Annotated in this window: 14 protein-coding genes and 3 pseudogenes; 15 read left to right on the top strand and 2 right to left on the bottom strand. The window is 59.8% G+C overall.

Annotation, left to right across the window (positions count from 1 at the left end):
- Positions 1 to 139 precede the first annotated feature (139 nt).
- From OMP40_RS01150 to OMP40_RS01135, 4 genes are all read left to right on the top strand, one after another.
- On the top strand, positions 140 to 892 hold the full coding sequence (locus tag OMP40_RS01150; protein ID WP_277528482.1) for a type 2 periplasmic-binding domain-containing protein: 753 nt from the start codon (positions 140 to 142) through the stop codon (positions 890 to 892).
- On the top strand, positions 889 to 1863 hold the full coding sequence (locus OMP40_RS01145; RefSeq protein ID WP_277528480.1) for a type 2 periplasmic-binding domain-containing protein: 975 nt from the start codon (positions 889 to 891) through the stop codon (positions 1861 to 1863). Before OMP40_RS01150 ends, OMP40_RS01145 begins: the two co-directional genes overlap by 4 nt.
- 139 nt (positions 1864 to 2002) lie before the next feature.
- Positions 2003 to 3235 (top strand): right-handed parallel beta-helix repeat-containing protein, encoded by a 1233-nt coding sequence (locus tag OMP40_RS01140; protein ID WP_277528478.1) that lies wholly within the window; start codon positions 2003 to 2005, stop codon positions 3233 to 3235.
- A gap of 43 nt (positions 3236 to 3278) precedes the next feature.
- Complete coding sequence (locus tag OMP40_RS01135) at positions 3279 to 5024, top strand: carbohydrate binding domain-containing protein (RefSeq protein WP_277528476.1); 1746 nt, start codon at positions 3279 to 3281, stop codon at positions 5022 to 5024.
- A 117-nt stretch (positions 5025 to 5141) separates the two neighbouring features.
- On the opposite strand, the pseudogene OMP40_RS41025 reads toward OMP40_RS01135, so the two are convergent.
- A pseudogene (locus OMP40_RS41025) lies at positions 5142 to 5849 on the bottom strand (helix-turn-helix domain-containing protein); the annotation flags it as partial.
- Positions 5850 to 6085: 236 nt separating this feature from the next.
- Here OMP40_RS41025 and OMP40_RS01125 point away from each other — a divergent pair.
- Positions 6086 to 8371, top strand: coding sequence for an alpha-L-rhamnosidase (locus OMP40_RS01125; RefSeq protein WP_277528472.1), 2286 nt, complete (start codon positions 6086 to 6088; stop codon positions 8369 to 8371).
- 369 nt (positions 8372 to 8740) lie between these two features.
- Here the strand turns inward: OMP40_RS01125 and OMP40_RS01120 are convergent, their stop codons facing one another.
- Positions 8741 to 9670 (bottom strand): helix-turn-helix domain-containing protein, encoded by a 930-nt coding sequence (locus tag OMP40_RS01120; protein WP_277528471.1) that lies wholly within the window; start codon positions 9668 to 9670, stop codon positions 8741 to 8743.
- 135 nt (positions 9671 to 9805) lie between these two features.
- Here OMP40_RS01120 and OMP40_RS43020 point away from each other — a divergent pair.
- The 10 genes and pseudogenes from OMP40_RS43020 to OMP40_RS01075 all read left to right on the top strand — a co-directional run.
- A pseudogene (locus OMP40_RS43020) lies at positions 9806 to 9976 on the top strand (glycoside hydrolase family 78 protein); the annotation flags it as partial.
- A pseudogene (locus OMP40_RS43015) lies at positions 9954 to 10094 on the top strand (hypothetical protein); the annotation flags it as partial. The pseudogenes OMP40_RS43020 and OMP40_RS43015, both read left to right, overlap by 23 nt.
- Positions 10095 to 10139: 45 nt before the next feature.
- Positions 10140 to 12467, top strand: coding sequence for a glycoside hydrolase family 78 protein (locus tag OMP40_RS01110; protein WP_277528467.1), 2328 nt, complete (start codon positions 10140 to 10142; stop codon positions 12465 to 12467).
- A 183-nt stretch (positions 12468 to 12650) separates the two neighbouring features.
- Positions 12651 to 13214 carry a sigma-70 family RNA polymerase sigma factor gene (locus OMP40_RS01105; RefSeq protein WP_277528465.1) on the top strand — a complete coding sequence of 188 codons (564 nt, stop codon included), beginning with the start codon at positions 12651 to 12653 and terminating at the stop codon, positions 13212 to 13214.
- A complete protein-coding gene (locus OMP40_RS01100; protein WP_277528461.1) occupies positions 13195 to 13914 on the top strand; it encodes a hypothetical protein in 720 nt (239 codons plus the stop codon). The genes OMP40_RS01105 and OMP40_RS01100 overlap by 20 nt, the downstream gene beginning before the upstream one ends.
- Positions 13915 to 14228: 314 nt before the next feature.
- Entirely contained in the window at positions 14229 to 15257 is a 1029-nt protein-coding gene (locus OMP40_RS01095) for an IS4 family transposase (RefSeq protein WP_277528459.1), read from the top strand.
- Between the two features lie 336 nt (positions 15258 to 15593).
- Positions 15594 to 17075 (top strand): ABC transporter substrate-binding protein, encoded by a 1482-nt coding sequence (locus OMP40_RS01090; protein WP_277528457.1) that lies wholly within the window; start codon positions 15594 to 15596, stop codon positions 17073 to 17075.
- Between the two features lie 12 nt (positions 17076 to 17087).
- Complete coding sequence (locus OMP40_RS01085; RefSeq protein ID WP_277528455.1) at positions 17088 to 18458, top strand: response regulator transcription factor; 1371 nt, start codon at positions 17088 to 17090, stop codon at positions 18456 to 18458.
- A gap of 871 nt (positions 18459 to 19329) precedes the next feature.
- Positions 19330 to 20553, top strand: coding sequence for a hypothetical protein (locus OMP40_RS01080; protein ID WP_277528454.1), 1224 nt, complete (start codon positions 19330 to 19332; stop codon positions 20551 to 20553).
- Complete coding sequence (locus OMP40_RS01075; RefSeq protein ID WP_277528453.1) at positions 20462 to 21361, top strand: sensor histidine kinase; 900 nt, start codon at positions 20462 to 20464, stop codon at positions 21359 to 21361. Before OMP40_RS01080 ends, OMP40_RS01075 begins: the two co-directional genes overlap by 92 nt.
- The last annotated feature ends 80 nt before the right edge of the window (positions 21362 to 21441 follow it).

The raw sequence follows: 21441 nt of genomic DNA, 5'->3' as shown, positions 1-21441 counted from the left end.
AGAGTACAGGGAACGGCACCTGGCCGAACCTTAAGATTTTCGCAGGCTACCTTAAAACATTGTCTCTTACTCGGTTGTAAGCGCTGTAATATGATGGGCTTGCAACTTACTAAGCCGAACAGGAGGATCCGGAACGCCTATGAGCAAAAGATTGACCTTGCTGTCGCTTGCGCTGACCGCGCTGCTGACGATCGCGACAGCCTGTTCCGACAAGACCGGCAGCGGGAATGACGCAGCCGCTACGAAGACCGGCGGAGCCTCGCCCTCGTCCTCGCCTTCGCAGTCCGCCCCGGCATCGGAGGACACCGTCGCCCAGGAGATTCAACAGGGGACGTACAAGTTCGATCCGCCGGTGACGATCACGACGGTGAAGGCGACCGATTCCACCATGAAGTACAAAAACGGGGAAACCGCCGAAAACAACGTGCACACGAAGTGGGCCCACGACAAGCTGGGCATCGATCTGAAGTATTTGTGGCAGGTGCCGGGCGATCAATTCGCGACGAAAATGCGGCTGATGCTGACGTCGAACGAAAAGCTGCCGGACGTGCTGATGTCCGAGGATCTGACCTTGCTCAACGAGCTGATCGAATCCGGCAGGTACAAGGACATCACGGCGGACTACGAGAAATACGCCTCCGCCACGATCAAGCAGATCTACAGCTCCAATCCGCTGATGTGGAGCCAGGTGACCTTCGACGGCAAAAAAGATGGCGCTGCCCAACTTCGCTTTCGCGGGGAACGACAACGGCGTCATGTGGGTCCGGCAGGATTGGCTCGACAAGCTGGGCATGAAGGCGCCGACGACCTTCGAAGAGCTGGAGGCGCTCATGCAGGCCATGCTGGACAAAAAAACCGGGCGGCGCCGGCAATATCATCCCGCTGGGCGTGAGCCTCGGCTCCGGCGGCTCGAGCCCCAGCATCTTTAACGGCTGGCTCGGCGAGAGCACCTGGGTGTTCGGACCGTTCGGCACGATACCCAACCAGTGGTTGGAAAAGGACGGATCGGTCGTGCACGGCTCGACGCTGCCGGAGATGAAGGAAGGACTCGGCCGGCTACGGGATTGGTACGATAAAGGCTATATTTCCAAAGAAGCGGGCTTGCACGACGAGAACAAGCTGGCCGAGCTGATCGGACAGGGTCGCGTCGGCATCGTCGTGGCGCCTTACTGGCTGCCGAACTGGCCGATCCCGGATCTGGAGAAAAACGTGCCAGGCGCGACGATGAATCCGTATCCGCTGCCGACGCTGAACGGCAAGGCTGCCGCCCGCGACACGACGTTTCTGCGCGGCGGGCTGATCGTCAGGGAAGGCTTCGAGCATACAGACGCGTTGTTCCTGTACCTGAACCGCATATTCGAAAAAGGAAAGCAGGGCAGCGAATTCGAGAACGGCTGGTACGAGAACTACGACTATACGGTCAAGGCGGACGGAACCGTCTCTGTGGACGATGCGGACATCCCGGGCGGCAAGGTCGGTCCGGCCAAGTATGTGCTGATGGAGCCGAAGGATCCGTTCACCAACCTGAAGCTGTTGGCCAAGATGAGCCGCGGCGCCGAGCCGAGCACGGCGGAGGAGCAGCGGGTGCTGCGGACCAATCCGAAAACGCTGAAGGCGGCCGAATTCGTGGACGACGGCTGGAGCGCCGGCACTTATATGGCCAATGCGTTCACGGGATCGCCGACCAAAGCGATGCAAACGAAAGGCGGGATTCTGGCCAAGCTGGAAGGCGAGACGTTCCTGGGCATTATCTATGGCCAGAAGCCGCTCGACGCCTTCGATACGTTCGTCAAGGAGTGGGACAAAATCGGCGGCGAGCAGGAAACGAAGGAAGCGAACGAGTGGTATCAGAAGTCGAAATAAGCGCCTTTGGCGAGACGGGGTCCCGGCATGACCGGGACTCGCGTCCGGCGCCGAAGGGATCGCATATGATCGCCTAGTATCTCCTACAATCTTCTATGGCAGCTCGCGCGATATCCATTCTGCGAAACGAGGTGTGTTGATGATGATACGCAAGCTTACGTCTGTCAGAAAGATCGCGGCCCTGCTGGCGCTGCTGCTGCTGGTTGTTGCATGGGGCGTACCCGGGACGGGAAGCGCTGTCGCGGATGAAATTGGAAGCGTTTACTATGTCGATTCGGCGGGCGGCGACGATACGAATGCGGGCACCAGTCCGGCAGCGGCGTGGCAGTCGCTGGACAAAGTGAACGCCGCCGTTTTCGAGCCGGGCGACGCGATCCTGTTCAAGGCGGGCGGCGTATGGAACGGCAAGCTGTCGCCGAAGGGTTCGGGAACGGACGGCCATCCGATTCGAATCGACAGGTACGGCGAAGGCGCCAAGCCGCTGATCGCCGGCGGAGGCGTCGATGCGGCCGTCTACTTTTACAACCAGGAGCAGTGGGAAGTCCGCAATCTGGAGATCACCAACGATTCGGCCACCAAAGGGGCACGCAGGGGGATCCACGTGGACGGCACCAGCGGCGGCTTCTCCAATCCGAAGGTCTACCGCCACTTCCTGTTCGAGAATCTGGACATCCACAACGTGAAAGGCGACGTCTCGAACGACTATGCGCACAACGGCGGCATTATCGTCTGGGGAACGGCCTGGGACTATCACGTGACGGACGTCACGGTGAACAACTGCAAGATCTATGCGGTGGACAGCGTCGGCGTCTACCTGAACGGGGCGCAGCGGACCTACTCCTCGGATCTGAAGGTGACGAACAATCTGATCTACGACGTGGCGGCCGACGGCGCCTTCATATTGAACACGACCAACGGTCTCATCGAACGCAACGTCGTCCACGATACGCACGTTCGCGCTACCGGCTATCACGTCGCGCTCTGGACGTGGGGAACGAAGGACGCGATCATTCAGTACAACGAGGTGTACAATACCGGAGCGGGCGGCGACGCCCAGGCGTTCGATTCGGATTACAACAGCGAAGGCACGATTATCCAGTACAACTACAGCCACAACAACGCCGGCGGCATGGTGCTGGTGTGCAACGACGGCACGTCGGCCGCCAACTACAATAACGGCACGATCGTTCGCTACAATATCAGCCAGAACGACGGCGGCGCGGTATTCAACTTCAACGGTACGCCGAACAATACGAAGGTGTACAACAATACCGTGTATCTCCCCCCGGTATTCTCAGGCCAAAGTCATCAATCATTCGGATTGGGGCGGCTATGCCAAAAATACGTCCTTCTACAACAATATCATCTATAACCTGGGATCGGGCGGGTACAGCTTCGGCAACAGCACGAACAACGTGTTCGAGCACAACGTCTTCTACGGCAATCACCCGGCGGGCGAGCCGGCAGATCCGTACAAGATCGTCTCGGACCCGATGCTGGCTTCGCCCGGTTCGGCGGGCAACGGACTGGCGAGCGCCGTTGGCTACCAGCTGCTCGATACGTCCCCGGCGATCGGCGCAGGCGCCTTGATGGCGAACAATGGCGGGCGCGACTTCTTCGGCAACGCGGTGTCCGGCACGACGGCACCGAATATCGGGGCGTACGCAGGGGCGGGACTCGACCCCGACGATCTGCCGGAGCTGCCTTCGCCGCCGCCGGAGACGAATCTGCTGAAGAACGGCGACTTCGAGACGGGCGACTTCGCCTATTGGCCGATTGCCTACAACGGGGCTTCGGTCGTGAGCGGCGGCGAGGCCCACGCCGGGACCTATGCGGCCAAGTTGACGGGCAACTTCGCAGGCGCCGAGCAAGTGGTCGGCGGACTGCAGCCGAATACGATCTACAAGCTGTTCGCTTGGGGCAAAAGCGTGGGCGGGGGCGATGCGGTGTTCGGCGTAAAAAACTTCGGCGGCGCCTCAGCGGCAGACGTACACATAAGCGCGACGAGCTACGGGCGCAAAGAGCTGACCTTCACGACGGGGAATAGCAACACGAGCGCCACGATCTATCTGTACAAGGCCGGCGGCAGCGGCAGCGTGCTGTTCGACGATATGGAGCTGATTCAGTTCAGTGCGTCGCCCGGCGGGAATTCGGGGCCTGGCACCACGTATCCGATCGGCTCGGACGACGAGTTCAACGCCGGCACGCTAGACGACCAGTGGCGGTGGATCCGCGAAAACCCGGCGAAGTGGTCGCTTGGCGCGCAGCCCGGCTATTTGCGGATCGTCGCCGAGAACGGCGATATCGCGGGCGGCACGGCGGATGCGAAAAACATTTTGCTGACGGGCGCGCCTGACGGCGATTGGACCCTGGATACGAAACTGGACGGCAAGCCGACATCGACCTGGTCGCAGGGCGGATTAATCGTTTACGTCAACGACGATACGTACATCCGGATGACCCGGCTGTACGGCGCCGGCAACCAGTTCCAGCTTGACGTCAAGCAAGGCGGCAGCCGCGTCCATGAGGAGACGGCGGATACGATCGCCTCGCCGGTGGCGTACTTGCGCATTCAAAAAGTCGGCGACGCTTACACGGGCTATTACTCGGCGGATGGCCTTGCGTATACCCAGGTCGGCACGGCCCGGACGGTCGCCTTGGACGATCCGAAGATCGGCCTGATCGTCTGCGCGGGAACGGGGCTGACCGCGAACTTCGATTATTTCCACATCGTGCCGGCTTCTGCTCCGGTGTCCAATCTGCTCGTCAATCCGGGCTTCGAGACCGGCGACTTCACCGGCTGGAACGCGCATTTCAACAATGCCGCGATCGACGGACAGCAGGCGCGCAGCGGCGATTATACCGCGGTGCTGACGACGCAGTACGGAGGCATCCAGCAGTTCGTTAACGGTCTCGAGCCGAATACGACCTATACGATCTCCGTCTACGCCAAGGCGACGGACGGCGCGAGCGGCGAATTCAGCATCAGCGAATTCGGCAGCTACCTGCGCACGATTCCGGTGAGTTCGGTCGATTATCAACGGAAGTCCTACACCTTCACGACCGGCGCCAGCAATACGAAGGTGAAGCTGGAGCTGTACAAACGGTCGGCCGGCGGTGCCGTATACTTCGATGATCTGGAATTGATCAAAAACGATTAAGCGAAGCTCAAGAGCTAAGTCGCGGACGGCGGCCGAAAAGGTCGCCGTCTTCGCGTCCGGCATCACGCAGCCTGGGATCAGGCGTCGTCTCCTTCGTTCCGGTAGGCGAGAGGCGTTTTCCCCGTTTTTTTTGCGGAACAGCTCGTGGAAAAATTTCAAATCGCGATAACCCGACCGCGCGGCCACTTCCTTGACGGGCAGCGTCGTTCGGCGCAGCAGGTCGCAGCTTTTGCGGATGCGCAGGTTTTGCACGTACTCGGTGAACGATTGTCCCGTCGCGCGCTTCAGCATGCGCTGCAAGTAGCTCGCGCTAACCGGGAGAAGGGCGGCGACCTCGGCCAGCGTCACCGGTCGTTCGATATTGCGTTCGAGAAAGTCGAGCGCGGCGGACAACCGGGAGCTTGTCGCGACGGCAGCGCTTCCTGCCGTCTCCAGTCGGTGCAGGCAGACGAGAAGCTCGGTCAGGCGCGCGTAGAGCACGGCTTCGTAGCCGGGCAGGCGCGAACCGAATTCCCGGTAGAGCGCCTCTATGCAAGCTCTTCCTTCCTGATTAATATCCTTGAAACGGCGGTACGGCCGGTCGTCGCCCGACAACAGCCGCAGCACCGTCGAAGGCAGCGGGTACGCGCAAGAGAGAATACCCGGCACCGAAGGATCGAACAGGCAGTTGTAGACGATCAGTTCGTCCTTCGGCGCCTCCGATGCGGGGCGATAGACGTGACGGGTGCCGATTGGAATGATGAAAAGGTCGCCTTTTTCCACGTAAATCCGTTCGTCCCCGATATAATGGAAGCCTTTGCCCTCGGCGACGAATTGAATTTCCACGAAATCGTGAATATGAATCGGCAGCGTGAACCGCTCGCGCTCCCGGGTGACCGCGATCGGAAATTCGGGCTGCCAAAATATTTTGCCTTCGAGCACAAACGGAGTAGGGGTCACAAACGGCGGCTCCTCTCTATCAGGATGCGATTGCCCTATTCATATCATATGCCCCCCCTCTACAAGCAACCGATTCCCTCTTGTATGCTAATGAAAAACGAAGCGGAGAGGATGGCGGCATCGTGAGCGCAAGCGATAAAGAGCAGGGAACGGCAAGCAAGCATCGACCGGATCTGGAGGTCGCATGGCAGTCGGACTGGATTTGGCGATCGCGCCGCATCCAAATCAACGATTTCGCTTATTTCCGCAAGGAAATTAAGGTGCGCGAGGCGCTCGCTTCGGCCAAGCTGTTTTACTCGGCGCACCATACGGCCAAAGTCTACGTGAACGGAAAGAAACTGGGAGGGTTTGTCTCTCCCGCGCCGACGAATCCGGAGAAAAGAAAAACGTATCTCGCCTACGACGTTACGGAGCTGCTCGCGAGCGGCGCGAACTGCCTGACGGCGGATGCCCATTACCTCGGCGGGGGCGGGCAAAATTACTATGACGGATTGCCGGGATTCAGGCTGCAGCTCCATCTGGCGTACGCGGACGGTTCGGAAGAGGTCGTTCGGACCGACGCGACGTGGCGGGTTCTGAAGGAGATGCCTCACGAGACGGGGACGCCCTATCAGCAAAATCGCCGGGTATCGGCCATCGAGAAATACGACGCGCGCAAGCTGGACGCCAAGTGGCGCTTCTCCGGCTACGAGGGCGAGACGCTGAAGGCGAAGATCGCCAAGATCGGCCGCGATGATTGGCCCATGACGGTCCAGCGAATCCCGGAGGGCGCGATCGAGGAGGAGATCGTCTGCGCGAAGCTGCCGCAGCGGGCGGGAAGCGATATCGACGGGGAGCGGCCGCAAGTGTTCGATCCCGGGCGCATCGTATCGGGCTGGCCGAAGTTCAAGCTCAAGGGTATCGCCGGCGCGACGATCCGGCTCCGGATGTCGGAGGACCTCGACGAGAACGGCCGGGTCAAGCATAACGTAACCAACGAGCAATCGGACCATTATTACGACGAGTATACGATGCGCGGAGAAGAGACGGAGACGTGGCAGCCGGATTTTTCCTTCAAGGCGTTCCGGTACGTCGAGGTGACCGGGTACCCTCACGAGATCGCTCCCGGCGAAGTGACCGTCTGCTGGGCGCATACCGATATGGCGTACGTCGGGCGTTTTTCTTGCTCGGACGAACATTTGAACGCGCTTTACGCCGCGGCCATCCGGACGCAGAAAAACAATACGCTGGGGCAGACCGTCGATTGTCCGCACCGCGAGCAAGCTCAATATACGGCTGACACGGATCTGCAAGCGGAGACGCTGCTGTACAACTTCGACGCGATCGACATCGTCGACAAGACGCTCTCCGACTTTACGGATGCGCAGCTGGCCGACGGGACGTTTCCGTTCGTCGCGCCGATCAACTACGATAACAAGGATTTCCGCATCCAGATTCCGGAATGGGACTTGCATTATGCGACGCTGATGTGGAAGCTGTACGAAGCGTCGGGCAGCATCGGAGCGCTGGAGAAGCATTATGAGACGGCGCGCCGGATGGCCGACTACTTCGTCGGCATCCGCGACCCGAAGACGGGGCTCGTGCCGCTCGACAAAGGCTGGCATATCAGCGACTGGCCGTATCCGTCGGTCGAACACGCGGGCGAGCATCTGACCGTGCAGCAGATCAAGCTCGTGCTGTCGCTCAGGATCGTGAGCCGCTCGGCGGATTTGCTCGGACGGAAAGAAGAGTCGGGCGCCTACGCGAACCTGGCGGCCGAGCTGTCCGGCCGGATCGTCGGGCAACTGTACGACCCGAAGGCGAAGCGGTTCCGGGACAGCTCGGACGCGTCCGCGACCCATCAGGGCGTGACGGCTATCGCGCTGGCGGCCGGCCTCGTGCCGGCGGAAGACCGCGAAGCGGCGATCGAATCCGTGGCGCGCCAGCCGTGGGAATGCCGCACCGTGCTCTCGCTGCCGCTGCTGCGCATGCTGTTCGAGAACGGACGGGAGGCAGAAGCGTTCGCGCTGCTCGATCGGCGGGAGTATCCCGGCTGGGGATACATGCTCGCCCAAGGAGCGCAAACGATGTGGGAGGGCTGGGAGGATATCGAGAGCCATTCCCATGCATGGAACGGTTATCCGGCCCGGCTGCTGCAAGAGTTCGTCGTCGGCATCCGGTCGGAAGCGCCGGGCTTCGCGAAGGCGGTCATCCGCCCGTATCTGCCGGACGGCCTGACGTTCGCCGAAGCCGACGCGTGGACGCCGCTGGGCGTCATCCGGGCGGGGTGGTACCGGGAAAAAGACGGCGCCGTCCGCGTGCGGGCCCGGATTCCGGAAGGGATGGAAGCCCGATTGTCTCTTCGGCTCGACGGCAGGACGATCGAGCGCGAGCTGTCGCCGGGCGACAACGAATGGTCGATAAGATGAATGGTTCCTTATTCGAACCAGCAATAAGCTCTCGTCGTTGCGAGGGCTTTTTTTGCGCACCCTGCAGATCGTCCCGCGAGCCTATAGAGTAACTTTTTTCCTCTACAGCGTCATTTGACTGTCTCGCGAGCCTGTAGAGTAACTTTTCTCCTCTGCAGCACCATTTGGACCGTCTCGCAAGCTGTAGAGTAACTTTTTTCCTCTACAGCGTCATTTTGACCGTCCCGCGAGCCTGTAAAGTAACTTTTCTCCTCTGTAGCACCATTTGGACCGTCTCGCAAGCCTGTAGAGTAACTTTTTTCCCATCCAGCACCATGAAGACCTGGTTGTCATTTGTTGCGCAGAACGGACAAGCGAATTATGCGAGAATCAGGGATTTTGAGGTTTACGGGAAATAGAAGCAAGTTGACTGCGGATCAAAGCTCCCCCCGCCATCCGCCTCCGATACTGTCCCGGCGTTACGCCCTCGATCCGCTTGAACACGCGCGTGAACGACTGGGTATCCCGGTAGCCGACCATGCCCGAGACGGCGTCGAGCTTCAGGCGCGTATCGCGAAGCAGCTGGCAGGCGGTCAGGACGCGCTGGCGCTGGACGAACGCGTGGAAGGTCTGTCCGGTATGCCGGACGAACAGCCGCTGGAAGTGCCGCTCGCTCAGGCCGAACCGCTCGGCGGCATGGCGCTGCGTCAGCGGCTCGAGCGCCTGCTCGCGAGCGTAGGCGACGGCTTCGCCGAAGTCGAGGACGGCGGCCGCGGGCGATCCGGCTCCGGCCGCCTTTTCGCGCAGCCGCGTCCATTCGATCAGAATCTGCGTCAGCAGCGCGGTCAGCATCGCGGAGGCGCCGGGGCGAAGGGCGGCGTGCTCCTCGTGAATTCGCTCGAACAGCGGCTCGAGTACAAGGCGCTTGTCCCTTGCGATGCCTGCTTCCTTGGTGTCCTCGATCTGCGCCGCAACGATGTTGTCGAGCATGAGCTCGGGCGCCGTCATGGCGATCTCCGCGAGGAGGGAAGGTGCGAACACGACATTGTAGACGACCAGCTTGCTTCGCTTATCCGCGGAATAGGGACGGAACACATGCGAGCGGCCGACGGGCAGGACGAAGAGATCGCCGCGTGCCGCGGGCACGACTTGTTCGCCGATATACTGGTACCCGGCCCCTTCGGCAACGTAGTTCAGTTCGATGAAGTCGTGCTCGTGCAGCGCCGAGTCGACGAAATTTTCCTCGATGCGGTTGACGTAGACGCGAAGGCCGCCTCGGAACAGATCGTTGCCTCTCAGCGTATATTGGGACTTCTTCACGGCTTATTCCCCTTTCCGTTCATATGTCTATTTTACCACTCCAAATTGTCCGATTCACCTATGTAATTGCCGACGAGAGCGCTTTAAACTGCAATCAGGATCGGCAATTCACCGACGGTATGGGGGAATGAACGAATGGCGGAGATCGAAGTATACGGATTGTCCTGCAACAACAGGTCGAACCCGATGGGCATCGGCGACAAGGCGCCGCGGCTGGGCTGGAAGCTGCGCTCGGAGCGGCGCGGGGTCGTTCAGGAGGCGTACCGCATCCAGGTCGCGGAGGATGCCTCGTTCGAAGGCGGGCTCGCCTGGGATACGGAACGGATGGCCGGCGGACGTTCGGTTGCCGTGCCTTACGAGGGGGGAGCCGCTGCGTTCGCGAACGCGGTACTTCTACCGGGTGAAGGTATGGGGCAATCGGGGCCAGGAGTCCGAATGGAGCGCGGCAGCTTATTTCGAGACGGCGCTCTTGTCCGTCGAGGAGTGGGCGGGTGCCGAGTGGATCTCCCATACGCTGCCCGCGAACGAAGAGGGACATGAACCGATTGCGTATTTGCGCAAAAGCTTCCGTCTGGATCGGCCGGTTGCCTCCGCGCGCATATATGCGACGGCGCTCGGCATGTACCGGTTGTTCGTCAACGGGGAGGCGGCCGACGATACGCATCTGAATCCGGGATGGACCAGTTACGGGCATCGGGTGCAGTACCAGACATACGACGTAACCGCGCTGCTGACAGAAGGCGCCAACGCGCTCGGCTTGATGCTCGGGAACGGCTGGTACCGGGGCAGACTGGGCTGGCAACAGGCTAGTAAATATGGCGATACGAGAGCCGCGCTTGTATGGCTGCATGTGCGGTATGCCGACGGCGCCGAGTCCGTCGTCGGCTCGGACGGAAGCTGGCTGGGGAGCGACGGCGCGCTTCGCTGGTCCGAACTTTACGACGGCGAGCATTACGATGCGAGGCTGTCGCGGAAAGATTGGTCGCTGCCGGCATTCGACGATTCGGAATGGGGAAACGTCTCGCTGTACGCGCATCCGAAGACGGCGCTCGTCGCGCAGGAGAGCGAGCCTGTGCGGATCGTGTATACGATCGTGCCCGTGTCCGTATGGACGACGCCGAGCGGCGAGACCCTGCTCGACATGGGTCAGAACATGGTCGGCTGGGTTCGGTTCACCGTCAGGGCCGAGGCGGGAACGGTCGTGACCTTGCGCCATGCGGAGGTACTGGACAAGCACGGCAACTTCTACACGGGCAATTTGCGCTCCGCCAAGCAGACCGTCGCCTATGTATGCTCGGGCGAAGGCGAGGAGACGTTCGAGCCGACCTTTTCGTTCCAGGGCTTCCGTTACGTCAAGATCGAAGGCATCCCGCCGGAGCAGGTGCCGGGCCGCTTCGTCGGCTGCGTCCTGACGAGCGATCTGCAGACGGCCGGGCGGTTCAGGTGCTCCGATCCGATGATCAACAAGCTGGCGGACAACATCGTCTGGGGCCAGATCGGCAACTTCGTCGACGTGCCGACGGACTGCCCGCAGCGGGACGAGCGGCTCGGCTGGACCGGCGACGCGCAGGCGTTCGTGCGTGCGTCTACGTATAACCGCAACGTGCAGTCCTTTTTCGCGAAGTGGCTTCGGGATCTGGCCGCGGACCAGCAGCCGGACGGCGGCGTGCCGCATGTCGTTCCGGACGTCTCGATCGCCGGCGCGAATTCGTCGGCATGGGGCGATGCGGCCGCGATCGTACCTTGGGTGCTGTACGAGCGTTACGGCGACGCGCGCGTGCTCCAGGAGCAGTATGCCAGCATGAAGGGCTGGGTCGAATACATCCGCGCCCAGGGCGAGCGCGAATTTTTGTGGGACACGGGCTTCCACTTCGGCGACTGGCTCGGGCTCGATGCGAAGGAGAACAGCTATGTCGGCGCGACGCCCACAGAACTGATCGCCACGGCCTTTTACGCGCATTCAACCGACCTGCTGGCGAAGTCGGCGGACGTTCTGGGGTATGCGGACGACGCGGTCAAGTACGCCGAGCTGCGCGACAACGTTGCCCGCGCCTTCCGCGCGGAATACGTCACGCCTTCCGGGCGGCTCGCTTCGCCGACGCAGACCGCCTATGCGGTGGCGCTGATGTTCGATCTGCTGGAGGAGGGAACGCGGCAGCAAGCGGCGGACCGGCTCGCCAAGCTGATCGAAGAATCGGGCACCCAGCTGACGACGGGCTTTGTCGGCACGCCTTACCTTTGTCATGTGCTGACCCGGTTCGGCCACGCGGATCTCGCTTACAAGCTGCTGGAGCGACGCGAATATCCGTCCTGGCTGTACCCGGTCGTCAAAGGGGCGACGACGATCTGGGAGCATTGGGACGGCATCAAGCCGGACGGCAGCTTCTGGAGCGACGATATGAACTCTTACAACCATTACGCCTACGGCGCGATCGGAGACTGGCTGTTCGGATCGGTGGCTGGCATCGACACGGAAGCTTCGGCGCCCGGGTACAAGCGAATCCGGGTACGGCCGGTGCCGGGCGGTTCGCTGAAATTCGCCGAAGCGACGCTCGAATCCCCGTACGGCGAGATCCGATCGGCCTGGCGGCGCAGACCGGATGGCGGAATCGACTATGAGTTCGAGGTGCCTGCCAATGCCGCCGCGAACGTTCTGCTGCCGGGCGCGAGCAAGGCGAACGCGATGGAGTCGCAGCAGCCGATTGACGCGGCGGAGGGAATATCGGTCGTGACGGAGACGGCGGAGGGACTTGCGTTTGTTGTTGGCTCGGGTACGTATCGGTTTACGGTTAAGTAGCCTGGGCGTGAAAGTTTCCATCGATGCAGCCCGACTTAGCAAAACATGACACTGAAGCGTAATTATGATTTTCGCGTCTCCTGAACATTCGGGGGGCGCTTCTTTTTTTTGAAGCCAACGAATCGTCGGATGCAGCGAAACGCCAGCTCAGGCCGTCTAATAGGTTGTGGAGGTGATGATCGCATGAAGCCGGCCGGCTTAAGCTCCAAAGAAAGTTTTTCGAAGGATCCCGCCCAGGCGCTGGAGCAGCTTATGGAAGCGTTCGGAACAGTCGTTTTGCGTACGGCTTATTTTTATACAAAAGATCGTCACCTTGCGGAGGATATCAGCCAGGAGGTATTCCTGCGGGCGTACCGGAACTGGACGTCCTTCCGCGGAGACAGCGCCGTGAAGACGTGGCTGACGACGATCGGCGTCAACGTATGCCGGGACAAGATGGGCGTTCGGATGTACGACGAAAAGCCGACCGACCCGGTTAAATTGGAGCACGGTCCATCGTTCAACGTAGAGGACGAGGCGCTTCGCAGGCTGGAGAAGAGCGAGGTGCTCCAGCATGTGCTTCGCTTGCCGATAGCTTTCCAGGAAGCGTTGTACCTGTATTACTATTTGGAGCTGTCGACCAGGGAGATTGCGGAAGCGACGGCTTCTCCGGAAGGAACGGTACGCAACAGGCTGCATCGGGCGCGCGAGGCGCTGGCCCGGGCGATGAACGAGGAGGAGACGAAGCATGACGGATATGGATCGTGAATTGCGTCTGCATCTGGCCAAGGAAGCCGATGAAGCGCTCTTTAAGGACTTGGAATTGACCGATCGGCTGAAAATGAAAATCCGGCAACAGGCGGCCTCGGCCCAAGTCGGACGAAGACGCGTCTCTAAAAGTGTATGGGCCGCGGGCGCGGCGGCAGCGGCCTTGGCGGTGTTTCTGATGGTGGGGCTGCCGACGCTGGAGCGCGCATCCGCGCCGGTGCCGGCGCAGAGCCCGGTCGGCGCATCGCCTTCGACCGACGTCGGGAATGCCGGAAATGCCGGGAATTCAGGCGCCGCCGGCTCCGAGCTGTCCCAGCTTGTCTCGACGCCCTTCAGTACCGCCGAAGAAGCCAAAGCTTCGTTCGGTGCGGATATGCTTGCGCCGGATGCCGTGCCGGAGGGCTTTGCGCTCAAGGATATCGTAGGGGCGGGGATGGCCGGCGAACCGCTTCGGGACGTGACCTTCACCTACGCGACGGCGACGGGCGACAAGACGATCACGTTCACGGCAAGCCGCATGACCGCCGTCTTCCCGGCGGATCTGTTCACGGCGACGCAGGTGAACGGCAATGACGGCTTCGTATTCGCGCAGCCCGAACTCACCGAGCTGTACTGGACGGAGGACGGCATTCAGTACGGCATCGTCGGTCACGTCACGTCCGACGAAGCGATGAAGATCGCCGAGTCGGCCAAACGGTAAGGCGCGTGCTTAACATGAGTTCCTCTTAACGAAGACTCGGGAAAATAGCGCAGATCTGCGCTATTTTCGCATGACCGGACCGCACTTGCCCACGCACCTTTGGCATGATAGTGAGAATAGCGCAAATCTGTACGCCTGTTGATTATCAAAAAAATGGTAGCAAAAAAGACCGCTCATTCCTGTAAAGTGTTTGTACCCCTACAAACCTTACGGAAGGTGAGACGGTCTTATGAAACATCGTACAATGTTTGCTCCCATTCTTCAATCCCTGATTCCTAACGAGGAGCTTCAACCTTTGTTACAGGAAGCCAATTATGTCGATACAGCAAGGAAATTTACAGTCTACGAGCTCTTTATTTTTCTTGCTGAAGCGGCGCTTGGGCAATGGGATGGCTATCGGGACGGAGAAAAGCGGATGGTCGCCTGTGGGCTGCGCCAAGCGGATCACTCTACGATCTCCAAAAAAAGCGAAAGAGGTTCCGTTCAGCGTCTTTAAGCAACTGCTTCATCTGTTGATTCGTAAATGCAATCGCTCCACGCGCCGGCGTCTTCGGCTTCCGAAAGAGCCGCTGGCGGTCGATTCCACGACCATTTCCGCCGGTCACAATCGACTGCCTTGGGCGCCATCGGCCAAAGGAGAGAAGAGCGGCATTAAGCTGCAAGTATCTTTGTTGACAGAGACCGGCGAACTCCATCGTGTAACGGAATCGACGGGAAAACAGCATGATTCGACCTTATGCAGTAGGGTAACAGACCCAAATTTCATTCTGGTTTCGGATCGTGCATACGGAAAGCATAAGCAATTTGATACCTACATGGAGCAGGATCAACGACAGTATTTTGTCATCCGGGTGAGATACAACACGGTACTGCAAGAGCCGGTTTATCGCGAACGAAAACGTCCCTACAAACATACGATTGAGCAAGATTTGACCTGCCAACTCGGAACAAAGGCGCGCTTGACCCGCCATCGATTTCGGGTCGTGAAGCTAAAGGATCCCCAAGGCAACCCGGTTGTTCTCGTGACCAACTTGCACCGTCTCTCGGCGGAGAAAATTGCAGAAATCTACCGACAACGGTGGCAAATCGAAGTATTTTTTCGATGGATTAAACAGCATTTGAATGTGCCCAAACTATTTGGAAGGACACCGAATGCCGTTTACGGACAATTATATACCGCATTGATCGTATACGTGCTGCTTCAGTACGTGTATGTGCAGGGAAATAGCCAGGTTCACCCCAGCGCACGGTTGTCTTTTGCGGCGTTTGACCGACTAATCAGCTTGGCTGCCTTGCCTCCCGAATGGGTGGTTTATTTGGCTCACCATTTATCACTACCATGACCTAGATACTGGTAAATCAACAGGCGTACAGATCTGCGCTATTTTCGCATGCCTGGACCTCCCCCGCCTAACCCCCTTCCCGCGATTCACGCCATAACGCCGCGCCGCCGGTCTTCAAACATCCAAAAATCGCAAATCAAACCTAAACAAAACCTTGTTGTTCGCAGGCGGCATTGACATTAAGATTGTAATAAGAGAGCCGTAAAGGGGAACTGGGGCAGCATGAAATCGCGATGGAAGCCGGTTTTTCTCTGTATGCCGATCCTGATACCGTGTCTCCTCGCGGCCGGATGCTTTCATTCGGAGCCGCATGCCGGAGGCGGGGAGTCGCCGTCCGTGCAGAGCGACGCGCTTGACGCTTTGCATCGTGCCAGCGTAACCCCGCAGGCATCGGCCGATCCGGCCCGGCCGGAGGATATGCTGTCGGAGGGACGGCCCGTCACGCTCAAGGTCGACCTGTGGATGTTCACGCCGACGACCGATGCCGCCCGGACGAAGACGAACCCGGAGAAGCGGGTGGCGGGTCAGATCATCGCGGACAAGTTCATGAAGCTGTATCCGAACGTGACGATCGAATGGGTGCGCGGCATGAACAAAAAGGATCAGGCGGAGCTTGCGAGCTACTATACGACGCATTTCTCCTCCGGCGATGCGCCGGATATCGGGATGAGCTGGAACTTTTTTACCGAGGAAAATTGGTACCTGCCTTTGGACCGTTACCTGCAGGAGCCCAATCCGTACGTGCCGGACAACCGGAAGTGGAGCGACCAGTTCCCGTCTTATTTGTGGGAAAACAATCTGGTGACGTCGCCGGTCGACGGGACCTCGACGGGGATACCGATCAGTCTGTACTCCGGACCGGCGACGGCCATATTTTATAACAAAGCGATTTTTGCCAAGGAAGGGCTGCCGATCCCCGAGTCGTATCTCGATCTGATCGAAACGGCCGAGGCGTTGAACGGCAAAGGCTATATCGGACTGCATCCGTGGACGGCGCAAAATCAGATCTACAGCTGGGCGTTCATCTTTAATCTGGGGCCCTATTATTTTGAAAAAAACGTGGCGGAGCAACTGACGCGGGATGCCAAAGGCCATATCGCCAACGAGGAACTGATGCGCGGCATCAAGGAAGGCATGCTGTCGCCCGTCAGGCACGCATACGCAAGAGAGCTTTACCTCAATTTTAAAAAGCTGTTCGAGGTATCGCCGCCGAACTGGGAGTATACCGATTTTTCCAAGCCGTGGGCGGAAGGGAAGGTCGCCATGTTCGAGGACGGCACCTGGCTCCTCAATACGGAGGAGGGCAACAAGGAACGCAGCTTCGAATTCGGCATGCTCCCGCCGATCCCGCTGTCGGTGGAAGAGTCCCCGTACGTATCGGCGCCGAAGTATACATCGAGCGGTCCCTATCAGCCCGAGGCGTCGGTCACGCTGAATATATTGCGGCCGTCCGTCGAGCGGCACGGCACGGAGGCGGCAGCCGTCCGATTCCTTCAATTTCTCACCTCTCCCGAAAATATATCGTTGCTCATCCAAGAGGATCAAACCTCGATCGGCGCCGTCGAAGGCGTACCTGTTCCCGAACTGCTGCGGGACTGGATCTCCCGCCCGTTCCCGATTACGCCGATTTATGCCTGGCCGACGGGTCTGGATACCGAGAGCTACGATCAGTGGAATCAATATACGTCAGCCTGGGTCAACGGCAAGCTGGACGACGATACGTATTTCGCCGCGATCGACGAGATTCAGGGCAAGGCTGCGGATCGCATGATCCAGCTGAACGACATCGACACGAGCGGCTGGCGGCCGCTCCTATGATCGGAGGACATAATGACAAAGCACAGATTGATCATTGTCGACGACGAGGCGAACATCAGAGAAGGGCTGTCCGGCTTCGAATGGGAGACGCTGGGCATCGAGCTGGCTGGTGCCTATGAAAATGGACTGGAAGCGCTGCGAAGCTTCGAGGAGGAGCCGGCGGATCTGCTGCTCGCGGATATTCGCATGCCCCTGATGGACGGGCTCGAGCTGGCCGAGAAGGTCAAAACCCGCAGCCCGTTGACGAAGATCGTCATTCTGACCGGCTACAGCGACTTCGATCTGGTGCGGACCTCGCTGCGCTACGGCGTGTCGGATTACTTGCTCAAACCTTCGGCAAGAGAGGATCTGATCAAGGCGTTCAAGCCGCTCGTCGCCCAGTTGAACGACGAACGCCGCGAGGCGGACAATGAACGGCTCTTGCAGCGCAGGCTGCAGCAGGCGTCGGCGCTATGGCGCATCCAGTTTTTGAGCAAGCTGCTGTGCATGCCCCTCTCGCAGGAGGAGATCGAGGAAGCGTGCGGACAGGCTTATCTCGTTCAAGATGCAACCGCTTACACGGTAGCGGTCGTCGGACTTGACGCAAGACGCAGACAGGACTACTCCATCAAGGATTGGGAGCTCATCTTGTTCGCGCTGGAGAATGCCTTGTCCGAGCTTCGGCAGAGCGAAGGACTCGGCAGCTATCTCGTCGAGTCGGAGACCGGCTGCTGCTACATCGTCGGCATGTGCGGCGCGCGGGAGCTGGCGCGGCGCAGCTCGTCGGTCAGGGGACATCTGTACCGATTCGGCGGCCTGTTCAAGACGACGATGTCGATCGGGCTGGGCGAGCCGGTGTCGCGCCTCGCGGACGTTTCGCTGTCGAGGGAACAGGCGGATATCGCGTTCCGCCGCGCGAACGGAGAGGAGGACATCGTCTTTTACGAACCGGAAGATGGGGGGGCTGCGTCGGGAAGCGAGGCGGCGAAGGAAGCGGCGGAGGAAGAAAAGGAAAATGAAGCCGACGCGCCAGGCGACTCGGAGACCGGCAGGCGAATCGTGGAGAGCGCCAGAAAATACGTGCGGGAGCATTTCCGCGAACCGATCTCGCTCAAGCAGATCGCCCGTTATCTCCATGTCAACAGCGCCTATTTGAGCTTTCTGTTTAAGGAGGTGACAGGGGAAAACTACTTGCAATATTTGACGTCCTGCCGCATGGCCGAAGCCGAACTGCTGCTTCGTGACCCGGCGTTCAAAATCTACGAGATCGCCGAGCGGGTCGGCTACCACAACGCCCAGCACTTTTCGATCGTATTCAAAAAATACCGTCAGCTCACGCCGCTCGAATACCGCAACAAGCATGTGCTGGCGAACTTCGCGCAGGAAGAGGCGAGCCGCGCGTGAACAACATGACGCATCGCAAGCGAATCGTCGCAAGCTCTTTGCTGCTGCTCCTTTCCGCGCTAATTCTATTCGGCATATACGGCTATGCCAACTTGAACCAGATTCGCAAGGAAGCGGAGTATTACAGAAAAAATCACGTGCTGAGTCAGTTGGAGTACAACGCGATGTCGGCGCTCAAGCAGGCGAACACCTTTTCCGCGCACGTAAAATCCGAGGAATACACGGCGTATTCGGCGGACTTCCTCGGACTCGGGACGTCGGCGGAAGGTCAGGAGGCGCTGTGGGAGCTGAACGAAAAAATCAGCCGGCTGTCGATCAAGCCGGAGCTGGTCCAGCGCCTGTACTTGCTTGGTCAGGATCAGAACCAGCTGAACTATGCCAGAGCGTTCGATCGGCAATCGCCGGCCGCCGAGGAGCTGCCCTGGATCGAGGATTTGAACGGAACGGGCATCCTGGAAGCGCTGACCGCCAAAGGGATCGGCTTCCCCGTCTATATTCAGGCCGGCGAGCTGCAGCGGCAATTGCGCCGCAAGTGGGATTATATCAGCGACCGACAGCTCGAGCGCGCAGACGATTTCGTGCGCGGCCTGGAAGGGAAATGGATCATCAACAACGGCATTAATAACTATACGCTCGGCCTGCTCGTGCTTGCCGACGATTTTCCCCGTACGTTTCTTGCCGACGAAGGGGACGACGGCCGACGGCTGTCGATCTACACGGATCAAGGGGTCGGCACCTGGGGCGATCGGTTGGACCTGCTGGATTTTAGCGAACTCCCCCGATCAACGGGACACGCAAGTCTCGTGGACCCGTATATCCGGCGAAAAGGGGCAGGTTCAATACATAAAAAAAACTGGCTCCCTACGGGATCGTGCTCGTATGGACGGAAGGGAAATCGGGCTGGCCCGACGGCTTCGGCCGCACGATTGCGACGGTCGTCGCTGTACTCGTCCTGCTGCTGTCGGGCAGCGCCGCCCTCTCGATTATGCTGGCGAACCGTATCCTCTCCCCGCTCCACAGGCTGACCCGATTCATCCGCAGCCAGGGCGGCACACTGCCCTTGGGCGCTTATACGGGAAGCGCGTCCCCAAAGCCTGCCCACAGACTGCTGACGGCAGCCTCGATCCGAACGAAGCTGGCGCTGCTTTTTCTGGCGACGGTGCTGGTGCCGCTGCTTGTGACGGTCGGCTTGTACGCAGCGGTCCAGAATCATTTTGCCAAGCAGGAGTGGGCGCGGACGGCCGAGGCCTTGACCGAGCAGATGGGCTGGACGCTGGCGAGACAGGCGGAAGCGTTCGAAGGAGCGGCGCATGCGCTGGCGGCCAACAACATGCTGAGCGCCTATCTGACGATGCAGGGGGGCGGCTTGCAGGCGGCTTCAGCTGCGGCGACCGGCGGCGCCGGCACGATTTATCCCGAGTCCGAGGAGTTTTCCTATTTCATCTTGTACGACATGAACGGCAGCGCGAGATACGCCACGATATTTTCCAACAATCTGTCGCTCTTCTACCTGGAGCCCCAGCCGGAGGGAGCGGAAGGCCGGGGGATCACCTGGGTTCCCGTGACGCCGGATATCTACAACCATCCCGCCGGACAGCTGATCAAGCCGATCGAACGGAGCGTTCGGGACGCGCGAGAGGCGACCCTTGGCTACCTGCAGCTCGTACTGAAGCCCGATGCGTTTCAGGCGATCGAGCGGCTGGGCGGCGCGGCGTTTCGGATGGAGGACGGACAGGGGAACCTGATGTACCAAAGTCAGGGCTTCGAGGAAGGGGATCTGCTGAGCGGGAGCGCTTCGTCGCCCGCGGATCGCGGCGCCTCGCTTGCCCTGACGAAGACGATCCCGGCGTTCGGCTGGCAGATGACGGCGAAGTTTGCGTTCGACGCCTGGCATGACCGCAGCGGAGAGCTGCTGTGGGTCGTCGCATCGGTGGCGCTGCTGTGCATGCTTCTTGCGCTGACGCTGTCGCACTGGCTCGTGCGGCCGCTGGGCCATTTGCAAAATGCGATGGAGCGGGCCGGCGAACACCATTTTCCGGCCGCCCCCCGGCGCCGGCACCGGAGACGAGGTCGGCCTGCTGGCACAGCATTATAACCGGATGGTCGAAAAAATCAACCAGCTGGTCGAGGAAGACTACCGCAGCAAGCTGCGGGAGCGGGAATTGAACGCGCTGAAAACGCAGGCGGAAATGAGCATGCTGCAGCAGCAGATCAATCCTCATTTTTTATACAACACGCTGGAGTCGATCAATATGGAGGCCCAGCGCAACAACGGCGAAGCGGTCAACAAGATGATCGGCTCGCTGGCCAAGCTGTTCCGCTATTCGATCCGTTCCGGTCCGGAGCAAGGCGTGCGCCTGGAAACGGAGATCGAGTACACCTTGTATTACATCACCGTGCAGGAAAATCGCTTCAAGGACCGGTTTGCGGTGAAGTGGGACATCGATCCGGCGACCTTGGCCTTCAAGGTGCTGAAGCTGATGCTGCAGCCGATCGTTGAAAACGCCATTAATCACGGGCTTTCCGAGTTTACCTCGGGCGGCGAGCTTCGCATCGCCTCGCGGCTGGAAGCGGACATGCTGATCATCACCATCGCCGACAACGGCACGGGCATGAGGGCGTCAGAATTGGATTCGCTCAGAAGCAAGCTCAGGCTCGTTCCGGAGGACGCGCGCCGGGAGAGAGACGAACTTGATCAGCGGGGCATCGGCCTTGTCAATGTATACCGCCGGCTGAAAATCTATTACGGCGAGCTTGCCGACCTGCTCGTCCACAGCAAGTTTATGAGAGGAACGACCGTCACGATGATGATTCCCGGCCCGGCTGCCGGCCCGGACGCGGAGGCGGATCAAGGTTCAAACGCAAAACGCGCAGACAAAAGCGCGGCAATGATCGGATCATGATCGGGGGAGGCAACAGCATGGTTAGAAAATGGATAAGCGTTTTGTGCATTGTCGTCATCCTGGTTTCGGGGCTTGCCGGA

Origin of the sequence: Cohnella rhizosphaerae (assembly GCF_029525575.1) — a bacterium.
In the GTDB taxonomy this organism is placed as follows: domain Bacteria; phylum Bacillota; class Bacilli; order Paenibacillales; family Paenibacillaceae; genus Cohnella; species Cohnella rhizosphaerae.
The sequence above is the reverse complement of the archived record's forward strand: the minus strand, read 5'-3'. Positions and strand labels throughout refer to the sequence as shown.

Coding starts and splice junctions, on each gene's coding strand:
- OMP40_RS01095 (WP_277528459.1), top strand. CDS start 14,229: ATGTCGATACAGCAAGGAAATTTACAGTCTACGAGCTCTTTATTTTTC.
- OMP40_RS01150 (WP_277528482.1), top strand. CDS start 140: ATGAGCAAAAGATTGACCTTGCTGTCGCTTGCGCTGACCGCGCTGCTG.
- OMP40_RS01140 (WP_277528478.1), top strand. CDS start 2,003: ATGATGATACGCAAGCTTACGTCTGTCAGAAAGATCGCGGCCCTGCTG.
- OMP40_RS01075 (WP_277528453.1), top strand. CDS start 20,462: ATGCGATGGAGCGGGCCGGCGAACACCATTTTCCGGCCGCCCCCCGGC.
- OMP40_RS01100 (WP_277528461.1), top strand. CDS start 13,195: ATGACGGATATGGATCGTGAATTGCGTCTGCATCTGGCCAAGGAAGCC.
- OMP40_RS01105 (WP_277528465.1), top strand. CDS start 12,651: ATGAAGCCGGCCGGCTTAAGCTCCAAAGAAAGTTTTTCGAAGGATCCC.
- OMP40_RS01085 (WP_277528455.1), top strand. CDS start 17,088: ATGACAAAGCACAGATTGATCATTGTCGACGACGAGGCGAACATCAGA.